At 38.2% G+C, this 18,012-nt stretch carries 9 protein-coding genes; 5 read left to right on the top strand and 4 right to left on the bottom strand.

Annotated features, from left to right (window positions below; translation table 11 throughout):
- Window positions 1–255 precede the first annotated feature (255 nt).
- Entirely contained in the window at window positions 256–1,584 is a 1,329-nt protein-coding gene (locus tag H4J75_RS06795) for a DEAD/DEAH box helicase (RefSeq protein ID WP_182214188.1), read from the bottom strand.
- Between the two features lie 171 nt (window positions 1,585–1,755).
- Entirely contained in the window at window positions 1,756–3,030 is a 1,275-nt protein-coding gene (locus H4J75_RS06790) for a S8 family serine peptidase (protein ID WP_182214186.1), read from the bottom strand.
- 543 nt (window positions 3,031–3,573) lie between these two features.
- Between H4J75_RS06790 and H4J75_RS06785 the strand changes: the two genes are divergently transcribed.
- The 4 genes from H4J75_RS06785 (at window position 3,574) to H4J75_RS06770 (ending at window position 10,315) form a co-directional block, all read left to right on the top strand.
- On the top strand, window positions 3,574–4,440 hold the full coding sequence (locus H4J75_RS06785; RefSeq protein WP_182221705.1) for a putative selenate ABC transporter substrate-binding protein: 867 nt from the start codon (window positions 3,574–3,576) through the stop codon (window positions 4,438–4,440).
- Window positions 4,440–5,138: an ATP-binding cassette domain-containing protein gene (locus H4J75_RS06780; protein WP_182221704.1), complete on the top strand. Its 699-nt coding sequence runs from the start codon at window positions 4,440–4,442 to the stop codon at window positions 5,136–5,138. Before H4J75_RS06785 ends, H4J75_RS06780 begins: the two co-directional genes overlap by 1 nt.
- 9 nt (window positions 5,139–5,147) lie before the next feature.
- Window positions 5,148–6,647: an ABC transporter permease gene (locus H4J75_RS06775; RefSeq protein ID WP_182221703.1), complete on the top strand. Its 1,500-nt coding sequence runs from the start codon at window positions 5,148–5,150 to the stop codon at window positions 6,645–6,647.
- A 350-nt stretch (window positions 6,648–6,997) separates the two neighbouring features.
- Window positions 6,998–10,315: a DEAD/DEAH box helicase gene (locus tag H4J75_RS06770; RefSeq protein ID WP_182214179.1), complete on the top strand. Its 3,318-nt coding sequence runs from the start codon at window positions 6,998–7,000 to the stop codon at window positions 10,313–10,315.
- Between the two features lie 201 nt (window positions 10,316–10,516).
- Here the strand turns inward: H4J75_RS06770 and H4J75_RS06765 are convergent, their stop codons facing one another.
- Window positions 10,517–11,620, bottom strand: a complete 1,104-nt coding sequence (locus H4J75_RS06765) for a GGDEF domain-containing protein (RefSeq protein WP_182214177.1) — start codon at window positions 11,618–11,620, stop codon at window positions 10,517–10,519.
- A gap of 159 nt (window positions 11,621–11,779) precedes the next feature.
- Window positions 11,780–13,189: a CorA family divalent cation transporter gene (locus H4J75_RS06760; protein WP_182221702.1), complete on the bottom strand. Its 1,410-nt coding sequence runs from the start codon at window positions 13,187–13,189 to the stop codon at window positions 11,780–11,782.
- A 402-nt stretch (window positions 13,190–13,591) separates the two neighbouring features.
- On the opposite strand from H4J75_RS06760, the gene H4J75_RS06755 reads away from it, so the two are divergent.
- On the top strand, window positions 13,592–17,962 hold the full coding sequence (locus tag H4J75_RS06755; protein ID WP_182221701.1) for a PAS domain S-box protein: 4,371 nt from the start codon (window positions 13,592–13,594) through the stop codon (window positions 17,960–17,962).
- Window positions 17,963–18,012: the final 50 nt, after the last annotated feature.

Raw genomic sequence — 18,012 nt, 5'->3', positions numbered from 1 at the left:
TACTAAGATAGTAACATAGGGTGAGATTAATAACAGGAAGTCAAAAAGAGTATAGAAGATTAGAAGTTACACTTTATAATTTAGCGATTATTGACTGTCAATAAAAGTGCATTAGCACTTATTCTATTGGGCTAAATATTGCTAAAACACCATAAAAAAAACACCAAGCCAATAAATGACTGATGTTTTTATTTGCTAAGTAAGACATTAGCTCATTAGGCTGAATATACATTCAGCCGCTTAGTTTAATCACTGTTATTCTGTGTCGCTATAACCGGCCCAAATATCAGCGTTTATGGTATTCACCGCCCCTTTCTTTTTACGCTTTTTCTTTCCTGTGCCTTCAGGCTTTGCCATGGGTTTTTCTGCGGCAGTAATTGAATCATTACTGACTTCATCGGCTTCAAAACCTTTGACTTGCTCACGTTCAAGACGAATTTTATTTTTCTTTTCGATGATACTAAAGTGATGAAAGTCTTCATGGTCAATCAATGATAAAGCTAAACCTACTTCACCAGCACGGCCACTTCGACCAATACGATGCATGTAGTCTGACGGACTTCTCGGTAAGTTGAAATTAATAACCACCGGCAGTTTTTCAATGTCTAGTCCGCGAGCGGCTATATCTGTGGCAATGAGCACGTCAATCTCGCCAGCTTTAAAACCATCAAGCACCCTACTTCGTTCGCCTTGACCTTTATCACCATGAAACACTGCCGCGGTAATACCACGTTTAGCAAGTTTTTCAGCTAAATGCTCACAGTGGTGTTTAGCATTAACAAAGATGAGCGCTTGTCGCCATTCATTTTCTGCAATTAAATGTGCTAACACTGCGGTTTTTTCGCCTTTATTAACGCTAAAGACACGCTGGACTAGCGTACTTGCATCAGCACTTTGAACTTGTATCTCGATCGGGTTGTTAAGTAATTCTTGGGTTAACGTTTTTACTTGTTCAGGAAAGGTTGCTGAAAATAATAATATTTGTTTTTTCTTAGGTAATAAAGCTAACAGCGCAGATAACTCTTCGGTAAAACCTAAGCTTAACATCCTATCGGCTTCATCAAGGACTAAGGTCTTAACCAAATCAAGCTTAATGGCATTACTTGAAATTAAATCGAGTAATCGACCCGGGGTTGCCACCAGAATATCGGCGCCACCTCGTAATGCCAACATTTGTGTATTCACAGATACACCACCAAAAACAGCAACCGTTTTTATCGCACCATTGAAATGCACGGCATAAGATTTAATGCTCTCTGCTACTTGTTTAGCAAGTTCACGCGTAGGTACTAAAATAAGCCCAGTAACATAATTCCCCTTGTTACTCTTGTTACTCTTGCTATTTGAGGCTGTATCAGCAGACAGTTGTAAAAAAATGTGCTGCAAAAGTGGTAATGCAAAGGTGGCTGTTTTACCTGAACCGGTATTTGCCCCTGCAATTAAGTCACGTCCTGCTAAAACACTTGGAATAGCTTGTGCCTGAATAGGCGTCGGCTGCAAATATTTGAGCTCAGTTAATCGAGCTAATAGGGGGGGAATAAGACCAAGTTCTGTAAACTGGGCTGGGGTTGAAATAGAGGTCATTAAGATAAAGGGCTCAAGGCTAAAATAAGTAAGTATATTTTAGCCTATTTTTGCCCCAGTAAGTTAATAAAATTGACTAACCCTAGCAGAAAGCCCTTAACGTGAATTAAATTCAGGTTAAGGGAACACCCTGACAAGATAGTTAAATTTTACTAATAACTCTTTACTTCTTTATTTAGATATTTCGGCGTTAAGAAAATCTTCTTGGTGAGGCTGACCCGTTGTATTAGTTAAATTAGCATTAGACTCACTGTTGTAAAGTAACCAATCTCTTGCTGCGCCAAAAGCGCTGCCATCAGGGTTTAGTGATATAGACTCCAAGTAAAGCGCTAAAACACCCGCAACATGTGGAGCGGCCATTGATGTGCCGCTCATCGTTGTTGTGCCACCGCCACTTTTAGTCGATAAAATATTAGCTCCAGGGGCTGCAATAGCTACTGGCGCAGATTGATGACTAGTCCAGCTAGCTGAGCCATTACCCCAGTTAGAAAAGCCAGCCCAATCATCATTTATATCGGTTGCACTAACGGTTATCACCGCATCGTCATAAGCTGCTGGCGTTGAACCATAAGCATCTGCGCTGTCATTTCCTGCCGCCACAGCAAAAATAACCCCTTGATTTTTCGCATTACAGATAGCGCGATGAAAGTTATCATTACCAATAAAACCGTCATTGGTACAGGTACCTGTTTTAGAGCCATCACCGCCCAAGCTCATGTTAGCAACAACCGCTACGCCTAAAGATTCAGCCTGCTGTGTTACCCAATCAATACCAGCAATAACCCCAGAATTAGAGCCACTGCCAGCAGCATTTAATACTTTAACGGCATGTAAAGTAACGGCTGGTGCTACGCCAATAACATCAAGGTTATTATCTAATGCACCAATGGTGCCCGCAACATGGGTGCCATGGCCTTGATCATCATCCCAGTTATTTGAACAATCTAAACCAAGACACATTTCAACACTATAACCATTAGCGACATTACTAGCTAAATCTGGGTGATCAGAATCTATACCCGTATCAATAACATAAACATGAACCCCCTGACCGGTGTTTTCATCAGTATTTGCCCCTATGCGACTAATTCCCCAAGGAGTTTCTTGCTGGCTAGTCTGGCAACCAAATAAGAAACTGCATGCTGCCACTTGATTGGAAGTACTTTTTGTTGCGTGAACTCTGCCATCTTTTGAAACACTCAAAACACGTTGATCTTGACTTAGCTGGGCAAGTACTTTTGACGGAACCGTCGCAGAAAAACCAGTAAAAACATGGCTGTAAGTATATTTACTTGCTATAGCGTAATCGTCGATAAAGTCTGCAACACTGGCGATTTGATTAGCATCTAGGCTAACGATAATATTGCTAAGTGCGTTGTCTTCTGCAGCAATAGCTGGCAGTGCAATACAAGATGAAATCATTAAGCTTATTAATTTCTTTTTCATTTTTGGCTCCACATAGTATTAAGTTTCTCAAGTTACTCTAGGATAGAGCACTTAATTATTGTTTTTGGTACACATCTAAAAGTAAACGTGTTGTTACCAATGTAGAGTCTTGATACTGGTATGACCATCAGGGGAAACCCCTACTTTAATAATATTAACCCCTCACTGGAGGCATTGTCTTGTTAACAAACAAGTTAATATCGAAAAAAACCGAGCAAATAAACACGGCTGTTAAAACGCCGCTAATAGTAAATGTTTAAGATTTAGCTGAGGAGCGTAAAAAGGTAGGATTTAATTATGATTTCAGTATTATTGATGTGTGTATTGAGTTTCAAGTAAACAGAAACAGCTAGATATGTTAAATAATAAATATGGCTAAACGGTATTTTATGCAGAGTATCGATTAAATTGCGCAAAAGCGTGTGAATCATTATTTTTTAAGTAATAATACGCCATCAAACTTCCATAATTTTCCTGCATCAATATAACATCGATTATCATCATATTGACGTTACTATTGGGTTAAAAATAACTAGAGATACCATGAAAATACTGACCACTTTAATCACATCATTAACGTTAATACTAAGCACCTTAGTAAGTGTCAACGCTATCGCCACAACCTTTACTTTTACCGCGATCCCTGATGAAGACGAATCTCAATTAAGAACTCGTTTCGAAAAAGTAGCCTTGTATTTAGAAAAGGAACTTGGCGTCAAGGTTAAATACGTACCGGTAAAGTCATACTCTGCCGCCGTAACAGCCTTTAGAAACAACCAAGTTCAACTCGCTTGGTTCGGTGGTTTATCTGGCGTACAAGCCCGACTTTTAGTGCCTGGATCACAAGCGATTGCTCAAGGCTATGAAGATCAGTTTTTTAAGAGCTATTTTATCGCTCACCACAGTACGGGGTTAAAGATGAACGACAATTTCCCTGATATAAATGATAAAACCTTCACCTTCGGCTCAAAAGGTTCAACATCAGGTCGATTAATGCCACAATATTTTATTGAGCAACATTTAGCTAAAAAGCCACAACAAGCGTTTAAACGCGTAGGGTTTTCTGGTGACCATAGCCGTACTATTGCTCAAGTTCAAGCGGGCGCTTACCAAGTTGGTGCTGTTAATTATAAAGTATGGGAAAGTGCAGTTAGCGCAGGAAAAATAGACACCAATAAAGTCAGTGTTATTTGGGAAACCCCCACCTACCCTGATTACCAATGGACGATACGCGCCAATGTTGATGCTGAATTTGGCAAAGGCTTTACGAATAAAGTACAGGCGGCACTTCTTAATATGAATAACCCGGAGCTACTTAGTAGCTTTCCACGTTCTTCTTTTGTCAATGCTAAAAATAAAGATTTTGAGCCAATATTAACGGTAGCTAAAAAGATAGGACTTATCGATTAATGATAACCCTCGACAACCTAAACCTTTATCATCATAAAACAGCCAGCAATAATACAGGTAAGCGCAAAGGGGCTACTCAAGTCATCTTTGATCTAAGCCTGACGATAAATAAAGGTGAAAAAGTTGCGATTATTGGTCCCTCTGGTGCAGGAAAAACCTCACTACTGCATCATTTATATCAGTGTTTACAAACCAGCGCAGCGCTTTGTTCTCAGCGCCAAGGCTTAGTCGATAACTTAAGCATCTTCCACAATATATTTATGGGTGCTTTAGCTCGCCACCATTGGTTATTTAATCTTATTAACTTAATGAGACCTTTTAAACAAGACTTACACGATATTGGCCTACTTTGTCAGCAGTTAGAACTAGATGAGCCCTTAGCCAAGTCAGTAGATAAACTTTCAGGTGGGCAAAGACAACGAGTCGCATTAGCAAGAGCTTTATATCAGCAGCAAGATATATTTCTTGGCGATGAACCTTTTTCAGCACTTGACCCATTAATGGCGTCAAGATTACTTGAAATAATATTAGCTCGCCACAAAACTGTCATTATGGTTGTACACGACCGTACCTTGGCAATGAACGCTTTCGATCGTGTTATCGCCTTAGATAAAGGTCGGTTGGTTCTCGACAGCAAAAAACAGTCCATTAACCAACAGCAGATCAGCAAACTTTATCAAACTGACGCAGTCGCGTAGGTTTATTTTATGGCGTTGCGACAAAATACAGTTTACCCATTAGGATATTGGCAAAAAGTCACCTTATCAATAGGGTTTATCGCCTTAGTTATTATTCCTTTTGCTGATATAGAAATTGTTACTTTCGACCCTTTACTTGAGTTATCGCTTATGGCTCAAGGTTTTATTCACGCTGACTTTTTCGCCACTGAATACCTGTTTCAAGCGATAATTCAAACCCTTAACTTTGCCATTATTGGTGTATCTTTAGGACTGCTGCTCGGCGCTCCTCTCGCACTCATCTACCCACACCCTTTAGTATCTGGCTGCTGCGCTTTTTTACGCGCAATTCATGAGATTTTTTGGGCGCTGTTATTTTTACAAGTTTTTGGTCTTTCTCCAATAACAGGCATTTTAGCGATCACTATTCCCTTTGCCGCCACTTTTGCTCGGGTATTTCACGATATAATCAATCAATCGTCAGACAATCCATTAGAGAGTATTGACAGCAGAGCAGATATTATTAGCCGCTATACCTATGGCAAAATAGCTCAAGTTTTACCGCAACTTATCACCTACACACGCTACCGTTTTGAATGTGCGCTGCGCAGTAGCGCTGTACTAGGATTTATTGGTATGCCTACGCTAGGCTATTATTTAGAAAGCGCTTTTAAACAAGGAAACTATAGCGAAGGCGCTGCATTACTGATGATATTTATTGCGCTTATTGGCACGATTCGTTATTGGTGCCCTCCTAAGTTATTAGGGGTTTACCTTATTATTGCTTGTATAACATTGGTAGAAATTCCTACGCTAGATAGCAGTTTACTGATACGCTTTATTAGCCAAGATATTATTCCTCCTGCGTTAGTAAATACCTTAAGTTTTGCCGACGTGCAATGGTCATTACTTTATACTTGGTTTAGCGATATTGTTACGCTACAGGCTTTCCCTGGGGCGATATCGACCCTAACTTTAGCCTTATTAGCATTAGCGGCTAGCCACTTTGTTAGCTTAAATGCCCATGCCATTGCAAGTAAGCATTTATGGCCTGCCCCGCTTGCGTATTTTGGTCAGTTCATTTTACTTATTGGTCGTTCAGTACCTGAATACATATTAGCGTTTATTTTTTTAATATTACTTGGCCCGTCGATGTTACCTGCTATTCTTGCCCTAGCCATACATAATGGTAGTGTTATCGCCTACTTAACGGTTCGACAAAGTAACGCCATAGCGCCCCCCTTGATGCAGATAAGCACGTTAAATAAGTTTAACTACTACATAATGCCAAGCATTTATCCCAATATGATGGCTTTATTGTTTTATCGATTCGAGATTATCGTCCGTGAAACTGCCGTGTTTGGTATTTTAGGTATTATGACATTAGGTTTTTATATCGACAGTAATTTCAGTGAAATACGCTACAGTAGTGCATTAATTCTTATCATCTGTACCGCTTTACTTAATGTCGCCATCGATCATATTTCAATGCGGCTACTTAACTCCCACAAACAATCGTTAACGACATAAGTTAAAACCAACACTTATCGATTTTGCCATTTTATTACAAATAATTAGCTATTCAATAGTTCTTAAGAAAAATGATACCTGTGTTTAAATTGAACCTTGGTGCTTAAGATGAGCTTCCATTAAAAATATTACCCTTTAATTACAAGTATTAAGACAAATTGAAGGTTTTAATTCTCAGTGATACTATTGAGATGATATAATAAATGATTAACGATTAGCAGTAAGTCCTGAAAGTGCTGTTGAATTAATGTATATTTATCATCCTCTTGATATTTTTATTCTATTGAGAAGTGATATCAAACTAATTTATCCATTCACAACCTATTTGAATTCTTAATAATTAAAAACTTATGGCTACAAACACTTTTACACCTGAATTACTTGAAAAACACTTTGCCAAAAATGAATGGAAAAAAGGAACACGTATTTTTCAGGCGAATGGCATTAAAACCTGCGCCCTTGATGGTGAAATAATTCGTGGTGTCGTTTACAGTGAACGCTCTCGCCAAAGCACTTATTTGACTCGTTTAGTGCTAAATATTAAGAATGATGGTATTGCCAGTTATTGCGATTGTTATATTGGTCGAGATTGTAAGCATGGCGCAGCGTTAGCGCAGTGTTTTATTCACGAACATTTTGACCAAAACAGTATTGCGACTTCTGAAAAGGTCATTGATAAATGGCTTAGTCGCTTTCAAGCACAGCCCAGTAGATATCAGCCCAATAGCCAACAAAAATCGCTATTGTACTTTTTAAAGCCTAACAGTTATAACGAAGATGACTATTTCACTTTAGGTATAAAATCAGCTCGCCCCAAAAATAGTGGTGGATGGAGTAGTTCACTTGGCAGCGAGTTTTCTGCCAGCTCGTTAATAAATAGTGCTTATGCTAATAACGATGATGTTGCTGTACTTACCGAACTTATCCGTACTAATCAGTATGGCGATAACATCAAGTATTTTGATTTGTTCGAACGTATTATCAAAACTAATCGCTGTTTTTGGCAAACAAGTTACGACTTAAATGAAGCGATCACTTTGGGTGATCCCATAGAAGCCCAGTGGCAGTGGTTAGCCCTTGATAACAAGTTACACACCTTAAAACTTGTTTTCATGGAACCCTCGACCAATATTCTTATCATCAAAGCACAACCGCTTTGTTATTATGATGAAAAGAATAATTGTTTTGGGAAAATTAATACCAATACACAATGTAATTTTGAGGCAGACTTACTCAATTCACCTATTTTCGAAGAAGACAAATTACCTTGGGTCATGAATAAGTTATCTATGTCGTTAGGTGATGCTGTGCAGCGCTTGCCTAAACCCAAAACAGAATACTCACAAGAGTTGACCAAACCAGAAGTACATTTGCACTTTTCAACCCCCCGTGAAGCAGATCCACAATCAGGTTTTGTAAAGGTTAACTTTTCCTACCAAGGAAATTTAGTCAACCCACATAATGAGAGTGTTACGGTTACCCCAAAAAACTCAAGTGAAAATGATAACGAAACTGAAACTGATAAAAAAATAAAACTGTATCGAGATTTAACGTTTGAACAAGCGGTTATCGATAAGTTAACGACGTTAAAATTTACCGTTCAGCCCAAAGCTAAGCGTTATACTTTCACCAATGAAGACTATTTAAATAAAGATAAAACGCCTAAATTTTCGATGCTAATGCAAGGGCGCTACCTTTGGCATCACTTTTTGCATCAAGAAGTACAACCACTTAAGAATTTAGGCTGGCATATAACTTTTACCGATGATTTTTATTATAAAGCGCTCGCTACCGACAGTGTTTTTGATGCTGAAGTTATTCAAACCGATGACCATGACTTTTTCTCATTAGGGTTAAACTTAACCATTGATGGTAAAAAAATGCCGGCATTTCCAATTTTGCTTGGCGCGATTGAACAACTTCCTAAATCGGCGTTAGTTGACCGCGAAAAAGAAAAACTTATTTCGCCTGATTCACCTATTTACGTTGACTTAGATAATGGTGACTTCGTTGCCTTGCGTTATCAAAGCGTACAACCGATATTGAAACAGTTTATTGAGCTGTTTATGCCCAATGCTTTAAATAAAAATGGCACTATGGAGCTATCACGTTTTCAAGGACATCAAACATTATCAATGTTAGATGACCAAGGAATGATAGCCACGGGTACCAGTAAGTTAAGAAGCTTAGCTGACAAACTCAGAGACTTCCAACAAGTGACCACGGTTCCTGTGCCAGAAGGATTGAATGCGACCTTAAGAACATATCAGCATCAAGGGCTAAATTGGTTGCAGTTTTTACGCGAGTATCAATTAAATGGTATTTTGGCTGACGATATGGGTTTAGGTAAAACGATTCAAACCTTAGCGCACCTATTAATTGAAAAACAACAAGGCCGCCTTACTAAGCCCGTGCTCATTGTGGCACCAACCAGTGTTATTTTTAACTGGGCAAATGAAATAGAGAAATTTACCCCACAACTTTCTTATCGCGTTTTACACGGCAGTAAACGCCAGCAGCATTTTGATTGTTTTGAAGGACTTGAGAATCAAGTTGATATTATCATCACCAGCTATGCATTGATTACTAAAGATTTAGCGCTTTATAGCCAGCAAAAATTTTATTATCTAGTGCTCGATGAAGCTCACTATATAAAGAACACTAAAACAAAATTATACCAAGCCTTTTTGACCCTCAAAGCGCAACATAAATTATGCTTGACCGGTACACCGATGGAGAATCATTTAGGTGAGTTTTGGGCACAATTTAATTTCTTATTACCGGGCTTTCTTGGTGGCCAAAGACAATTTACTAAACTCTTTAGAACACCGATAGAGAAGCATGGTGAGCAAGAGCGTAAGCAGTTATTAAACCAACGCATCAAGCCATTTATTTTACGCAGAACGAAAGATAAAATAGCCACTGAGTTGCCGCCAAAGACTGAAATCATTCAAAAATTGCGTATTGAAGGTCAGCAAGCTGAGCTTTATGAATCAGTGCGTTTAGCGATGGACAGTCGTTTAAAAGATATCATTGCTGACAAAGGCTTAAAGCGCAGTCAGATAGAAGTATTGGATGCATTATTAAAACTAAGACAGGTTTGTAATCACCCTAAATTATTATCGCTTGAAGGCGCTAAAAAAGTAAACCAATCAGCCAAGCTTGACTACTTAATGGAAACGCTACCTGAGCAAATTGCTGAAGGTCGCAAAATATTAATTTTTTCTCAGTTCACCAGTATGCTTGCTTTAATAGAAGATGAGTTGGTGGCAGAAGGTATTGATTTTGTTAAACTAACTGGTTCAACGACCAACAGACAGGCCGTGGTAGACAAATTCCAAGAAGGTGAAGTGCCGGTATTTTTGATTAGCTTACGTGCTGGTGGTGTTGGCTTAAACTTAACCGCTGCCGATACCGTGATTCATTTTGACCCTTGGTGGAATCCTGCCGTAGAGAATCAAGCAACTGACAGAGCGTATCGAATTGGACAAGACAAACCTGTTTTTGTTTATAAATATATTATAGAAAATTCAATAGAAGAGAAAATCCAAAAAATACAGCAAAATAAAGCAGAACTTGCTAAAGCTTTATTGTCTGAAGAAGTCAGTGATAATAAGCTGAGTTTAACAGATGATATTTTAGGCTCGTTGCTAGCACCGCTAAGCTAATTTGAAATAATAGCCATTACATTGCATAGAGTTGATGAGAATAAGTAGAGTCATCAACTCGCTTTTAATGACACGTCATTGCTTTGAATACCGCTAACTTGCTATCTTACTTATCGGGGTAAACTACTCTGTCTCTTGATATTACGGGTTTGGTTACATATTGAGCAGGGGTTACTCAGGTATTAAAAAAGCGCCTCAAAATTAAATATCATTAGACTGTCTGAGGGTAGCGTCTAATTCAATCACACTTGAAACTTGGTTTCTTCCTGCTTTTTTTACGCTATACATGGCTTTGTCAGCAGCTTCTAGTAGAATTATTCTATTAGATTGACTATCGGGAATAGTTGAAGCTAAACCAATACTTATCGTGACATTAAATGTATTACCCTCATAATCTAAAGGAGTACTTTCAATTGAAAGTCTCATTTTTTCTGCCAGTTCCTTGGCATCTTTAGCGCTATATCCTGAAAGTAATACCACAAACTCCTCACCTCCAAAGCGCGCAACGAGATCTGTCGACCGCTTAATATTTTCTTTAATCACTTTAGCCACATGTATTAAGCAAGCGTCTCCACATAAATGCCCATGGTTATCATTAAATACTTTGAAGTGATCAACATCTATCAGCATTAATGCTGTTGATATTTTATGTCGGCTACCCATTTGCCATTGGCGTTCAAATTCACTGTTAAAATATCCCCTATTAAAAATATTTGTCAGTGAGTCAATTTTGTTGAGTTGTTCTAAAATTTTGTTCTGTCCATCCAGTTGAGTTTCAATTTCAAAAGAGCGGTTATATTCACCTGAAGAGCGAATGCCCATTAAACCAATGAAGGTTACATAGACGAGGATCATAATCGCATAAGGGAGTTTATCCTCAATGATAAAACCCGCTATTATTGATGGAACTAGAAGTATCCCTAAATTCAATAAAGCTAAAGGTATTCTTGGTGTCAGTGCAACAATGGCACTGCTGGCAATACCACCGATAGCCAACATAGTGACATGTAAAATAGGGGTGAAACGCGGGTCATATATCGCTAAACCAAAGAATAGGCTTAATACACTTGCCTGTAACAATGATAAAAAAGTAAAGCAATTGCGCCACACGTTAGGAGAATAATTATAAATAGCATCGCTAAAAAACCAGTGAGCAAGGCGCACTATACTAATTGCCAGCATGCTTAACGCAAAAGCTAAGGTCAAAGCAGGCTCTTCGGTGTGAAAATCAAATGGCCAAAATACAGCCGGTAACATCACCGCATAAACAAGGATGCCTGTCATCGAACGACGTCTAAGATCCATATCAATACGTTGTTGAATGTCTGGCAGTTTTTTGATGTTTAGCTCCTGTCGATAATTAGCTTTATATGTAATCGTCTATTAATAAAAAGCTAATAGTTATTTTTTGTTAATAAATTTAAGTGTATACGCTAGGATAATAATGGCGAAACTTTTTATCATTTAACGAAACCAGCCCTTACTGGCAAAAATATAAATACCACAAGACATCGCCACACCAACAAAGAAAGTCACTTCATAAAGGGTAAAATTCCACGGGCTGTCAATTAAGTTCATTCCCATTAGACCACCAACCATGGTGGGGATTAAGGTTATGGTGGTGATAACAGCCAGTAACCGCATTACCTTATTCATTTGAAATGAAGACATATTAATGCGCAGTTCAACTAATGCTGCCAGTGTTGTTACTAAGTCATCGGCACTATCAAATAATCCATCAACGTCATCGGCTAATACCGTCAGGATAGGTCGAGGCATCAATTCAAAACTTTTAATTGCAAGAGGCTTTTCTGCAAGTTGGTGAACCACTGACGCTAAATGCTTAAGGTTACCCCTAACATTGGTAATTTCATTACGCAGTCGAAACGTTTGGTCTAAAAAGCTTTTATCACCTAATTGTTTTTGATGCTTATCTAGGTATAAAAGCGTCTGTTCTAATGTGCCAATAACATCGGTGTATTGTGCGACAAGAACACGAATAAGCGCACTTGTCGCTTGCATCAGAGGCGGTGCAGGTATTCTTACCTCCATTAAATCAACTGTTATTTCATCTACTAACGATGATTCTGTCCCAGACAAGGTAATAATATTATTATTCGCGCCCAATAAAAGAATAGGACTTCGTTCTATGGTCGGCACACTATCATCGGACTGTTTTACCACCTTGGGACTCCAGAGAAAAATGGCGGTGTATTCATCCATTCGCTCTATTCTTGGGTACAACGAATGTTTAAAGAGCATATCTAAGGCAGACTTAGGGGCTTGAAGAATCTCCGCAACCTCTGTGAGTTGCTCAGAGTTGAGCCCTACAGCAAATAACCAGTCATTACTTGACGACTTTAATCGCTTTACAACATTACCCCAAGTTAATTCAGTGTAGCCACAAATATTTTTATCTACTAACGAATAGGCGCTAAAAGACTGTATTGGTGGTGACGATACTGTCGAAACTTTATTGTTATCTAAGGACATAGCAAATTTCATTCGAACACCAAATAAAGCCATTCGGATGAATTTAAGCAGTCTTAAAGCAGGAATATTACGTAAATGTTCATTAGGCATAGGGATCAAAGATAACAAGCCCGTACAGATGATGAATAAATCTAAGATACGCCACGGATCCAGTAAAAACACACGGCGACTTGATGCTAAAACAAAGTTAACGCCGTATTCAACGATGAAAAGGGCCAGGATCCCCCATTCCAAAAAAACTTTCGCTTGAGAAAAGCGCTCATTAGTCGCAACGACTGTTGGCGCAAGAGCAATGAAAAGTGAAATAAGCGCTAAAAAGCCCATGACACGTTCATTGAGCAACAAGCGAATTTTTGATGTTATAAAGATACTCTCATCCACCTTAGAATTAATTAAGTGTTAATTGTATTATTAAGGCTAAAATGTGTAAACACATTTCAAAACAGAACAGTAAGTGCATTTCAAGTTCCCTCTTTTCGTTGTGATTTTCACAGCAAAGTTATCAGTAATAATTTAAATTATGGGCATCTATTTATCTTGAAATAACCTATAGTCATAGTCTTAAGGATAAAATAATGTTTATTAATTAATTGGTTAACATACATTAACCGTTTCATTAATAAATATATAACAACATCATAAGCAATTAACTAAACGATAAAGAGTGTTTAAAAGTTTTTCATCACAAAGTGGTATAAACGCTAACAAAGCTCACTATTTAAAAGAAAGTATCACGGGTGAAAGACTGCCAAAATAAAGATTATAATAATGGATTAAGTAATTATGTCACGATACGCAAATTTATATAAATCTCCTCTATATCTAATCACTGCAGCCGTAGTGCTATTTTTAATTGGCTCAACAATAATAGCTTGGTATAGCCTTAACAAAGTTGAAAATACCCTAAAAACACAAGCAATAGAAATTTTAAAGGCCAGAGTGAATGTCAGTAATGACTTACTAGAGAATGGCTGGGTTAGGTCTCATTTTAACAAGGTAAAAGCTTGGTCAACCTCACCGATTGTTGTCAAACAAGTCAAACAGTTAGTTGCGGCCCAAGCAATTGGCGACTCTGCTGCGGTGACAAAAGCCACTGGTAATTTAACTGCTTTTTTAGAACCTTATCTTCTGGCTGAGGAAAATGAAGGGTTTTATGTTATTTCCCCTGACTATAATAACCTCACTGCCAAGGTTGCTGGCTTAATTGGGCAACCCAACATAATCGCTAAACAATACCCCAAAAAGCTTGTTGAAGTTTTCAATGGTCAGCTCGTTTTTATTCCTCCGCTTTTATCAGAAACCCCTTTAGTCAACATTCAGGGAAAACTACAGCAAAAATATCCAACAACTTTTATTATTGCGCCAATACTTGATAATGAACAACAAGTTATTGCTGCGCTCGCCATACGTTTAAATCCGTTTGGCGCTTTTTCTTCGACAGTACAGCAGCACAGTTTTTGGAAATCAGAGCAAACATACTTCTTTGACACCAAAGCTCGTTTATTAACCGCCAGTCAATTTGAGCCAGAACTTAGGTCCGAGGGAAGACTAACGAAAGAGCAATCTAGCGTCTTAGCGATATCATTAACGCTTCCGTTGAAACCAACGACTAGTGAACAAACGCAAGCCCCCATTTATACAAAATTGGCTCAGTCGGCATTAGAAGGCAACACAGGTTACAGCGAAGAAAGCTATTTAGATTATCGTGGCCAGCCCGTATTAGGCGCTTGGTTGTGGAACAGTACTTTAGGCTTAGGTATCGGCGCAGAAGTCAGTGAAGTGGATGTATTGCAATCTCAACAGAAAATAGTACATGGCTTTTTCTGGCAGCTATTGCAAACGGTGTTATTGAGTTTGTTTATTTTAGTTATTGCTTTTTATTGGCAAAAACGCAGCGCAGCTGCCATCTTCGATTCAGAGCAGTACCTTTATTCTATGCTTAATAACGCTCCTGATGCCATTATATCCTTTAACGCAAAAGGGGAAATAATACGCTTTAATAAAGTCGCTGGCTTACTGTTTTTGGTTGATAGGAAAGGCGCGGAGTCGATGTTTTTCAATGACTTTTTTATGAAAAACGAACAAGAAAACTTGCAGGAATGGATCAAAAACATCATTAATGATAGCAGTGTATGTGACAGCTTCAGAATTATGCGGGCTAAGGCTAGTGACAGTCGGGAATTTTCAGCTCGTGTTGCGATAAGCAGTCATAAAACTACTCAAGATAATATTTTTACTGCCATTATTTCTGATTTAAGCACAATACAACAATTAGAAGGAAGACTGCTGGTACTAGAAAGTGCTGTTGAACAAAGTCATTCAGCGATATTGATCACCAATTTGATTGGTAAAATTGTCTACGTCAATAAAGCCTTTAGCGAAACTACCGGCTATTCAAAAACAGAAGTTTTAGGGAGAAATGCCAACCTGCTAGATTCTGGACACAAAAACACCGATAAATATCAGCAGCTCTGGCAAAAAATTATTGAAGGCCAGCATTGGAGTGGTCAATTATACAATAAGAAAAAAGACGGTAGCTGTTATTGGGGCACTACCGACATTACCCCCATTAGAGACCGTAATGGTAAAATAGATCATTTTCTTGCGATAAATCAAGATATAACAAGGCAAAAGGCCAATGAAGATAAGCTACTAAAACAGCAGCTTTTTTTAAAAGAGGCTGAACGTATTGCTCATTTGGGGTGTTGGGAGAAAGATCTTAAAAACGATATCATTTACTGGTCAGACGGCATGCACAGATTAATAGGTATTGAGAAAAATTCTACGCCTTTGACTTCAGAGCTTATTGTAAACCTTGTCCATCCAGAAGACCGTTATCAATTTAGAATACACCAACTAAAAGCCTTAAATAAGTTAGAAGTTTATAACTATGAATGCCGAATAATATTAGCTGATAAGCAATTAAGGTATATCAATACATCAACTGAGGTTACCCGTGATGAAAGTGGCGAACCATTAAGTATGCTAGGTATTGTCAGAGATATAACCAACATTAAACAGAATGAAATAGAGCGTGAAATACTTGATGCTGAAAAAGAACAATCTCGTCAAGCGACACTCAATGTGCTGCTTGATGTTAAATACCAACGTAACAGAACAGAAAAGACATTAGCTGACTTAAAAGAATCTCAGCAAGAATTAGAACAAGCACGTTTAACAGCAGAAGCGGCAAGCGACTCTAAGTCGCAGTTTTTAGCAACAATGAGCCATGAAATTAGAACACCGATGAATGGTGTTGTTGGTATGTTAGAGCTACTGCAGCAATCAGAACTAGATGATGATCAATACCATTTAGCCAATGTTGCCAAAGATTCAGCATGGGCGTTATTACAAATCATTAATGACGTGCTCGACTTTTCAAAAATAGAAGCGGGGAAAATGACTTTAGAGTCAATACCGTTCACCTGGACAGAGATTATTGAAGGCGCTGCAGAGTTACTATCATCGCAATTACAAAGCAAAAGATTATTGTTGGTTTGTTCATCTAATCATCATATGACTGAGTCAATGCTAGGCGATCCCATTAGGTTAAGGCAAATTGTACTTAATTTATTAGGTAATGCGATTAAATTTACTCACAACAATGAACAGCCGCAAAGCCTTATTGAGGTTAAGCTTGATTATTTAGATAATAGCCAAAACAAAAAATTATTTCGATTAACGGTTAAAGATAATGGTATTGGTATTAGTGAGGATCAACAAGTTCATTTATTCGATGCTTTCACACAGGCAGACAGTAGCACTCATCGTCAGTTTGGTGGCACAGGACTCGGCTTATCTATTTGCTCAAAGTTAACCACTATGATGGGAGGACAAATAAGTTGTCAAAGCGTGATAGGTGATGGTACAGAATTTCATGTCGATTTACCTTTAATAGCAACTGAAAATAAAAAGACATCGACCCTGAGCGTAAAACTCTATCATTTAAATATTTTACTCATTGCTTACGATGGAATTACCGATAATATCTTGCACAAAGGTCTAACAGAGCTTGGCGCACATTGTCATTTAGCACCAAGTTCGCCAACAGAATTAAGCAAGCTTATTTCTGCTGAAAATTATGATCTTATTATTATTTCAGCAGAACAAGTTATTAGCCTTTGGCCAGAAGTTAAAATGCAGTTACCCAACAACAGTGATGAGGATATTAATATACTGATCCTTGAAAGGTGGCATGACTTCGACTTACCCTTTTACCCTGAACACGCGACAACTATTGCCAGTAATCCGTTTTTACCACAAAAAATATACTGGGCCATTGCCCGTATTATGGATCAAAAAAATCCACTTATAAGTTGTCTAAAGCAAGATATTAAGACGTTATCTATACCCAGTGTTACTGAAGCACAAGCCAGTAATAAACTAATTTTGATTGTTGAAGATAATGTCTTTAATCAACAGGTATTAGAGCGTCAGCTAAATCTATTTGGTTATGCTGTGATCATTGCCAATCATGGTGAAGAAGCCTTAACTAAAATGACGCAATATTCATTTTCCCTGATCATGACAGATTGTCAAATGCCGATCATGGATGGTTTCGAATTTGCCCAAAAGGTGCGAGAGAATGAACAAGGCGGCACAACACAGATACCTATTATAGCAATCACCGCTAACGCGATGCGAAATGAAGCCGAACACTGCATTAAACTTGGCATGAATGACTACGTGACTAAGCCAATGAAGCTAGATAGCTTAAAAGCTTTACTCAGTAAATGGTTAGTTGAAGAAGAACTCGAAGATGAATTTAAAATAGAATCACCACCTGAATTGACCGATGAACAAGTCACTGAAATGATAGCAAAACCGGCAATAAACATCTCAGCATTGGTTGAATGTTTTGGTGATGATAAAGAAGCGCAACAAAGCTTTTTACAATTTTATCAACAGCATAGTAAACCATTACTCGCTGAATTAGCCGTGCACATTACCGATAAAGATTGGCAGAGTGTAATGGAACTGGCACACAAGCTAAAATCTTCAACCCGTGGCGCTGGAGCGATATTACTAGGTCATTATTGCGAGCAATTGGAACAACTCGCTAAAGAAGAAAATACACAAGAAATTATAACGTTAAGCCATAAACTTTATGCTGAGTTTATTCGAGTGTCTGACGAGATAGCGGCAAACTTTTAAGCCATGTTATGGCGTTTGTCAGTGATTATCTATAGCGGTGACTGAAAATA

The organism is Colwellia sp. BRX10-1 (assembly GCF_014077545.1).
Lineage (GTDB): Bacteria > Pseudomonadota > Gammaproteobacteria > Enterobacterales > Alteromonadaceae > Colwellia_A.
This window is presented reverse-complemented; position numbering and strand designations above follow the sequence as displayed.

Excerpts from the sequence above, each read along its gene's own strand:
- H4J75_RS06795 (WP_182214188.1), bottom strand. The coding sequence starts at position 1,584 with ATGACCTCTATTTCAACCCCAGCCCAGTTTACAGAACTTGGTCTTATT.
- H4J75_RS06790 (WP_182214186.1), bottom strand. The coding sequence starts at position 3,030 with ATGAAAAAGAAATTAATAAGCTTAATGATTTCATCTTGTATTGCACTG.
- H4J75_RS06785 (WP_182221705.1), top strand. The coding sequence starts at position 3,574 with ATGAAAATACTGACCACTTTAATCACATCATTAACGTTAATACTAAGC.
- H4J75_RS06780 (WP_182221704.1), top strand. The coding sequence starts at position 4,440 with ATGATAACCCTCGACAACCTAAACCTTTATCATCATAAAACAGCCAGC.
- H4J75_RS06775 (WP_182221703.1), top strand. The coding sequence starts at position 5,148 with ATGGCGTTGCGACAAAATACAGTTTACCCATTAGGATATTGGCAAAAA.
- H4J75_RS06770 (WP_182214179.1), top strand. The coding sequence starts at position 6,998 with ATGGCTACAAACACTTTTACACCTGAATTACTTGAAAAACACTTTGCC.
- H4J75_RS06765 (WP_182214177.1), bottom strand. The coding sequence starts at position 11,620 with ATGGATCTTAGACGTCGTTCGATGACAGGCATCCTTGTTTATGCGGTG.
- H4J75_RS06755 (WP_182221701.1), top strand. The coding sequence starts at position 13,592 with ATGTCACGATACGCAAATTTATATAAATCTCCTCTATATCTAATCACT.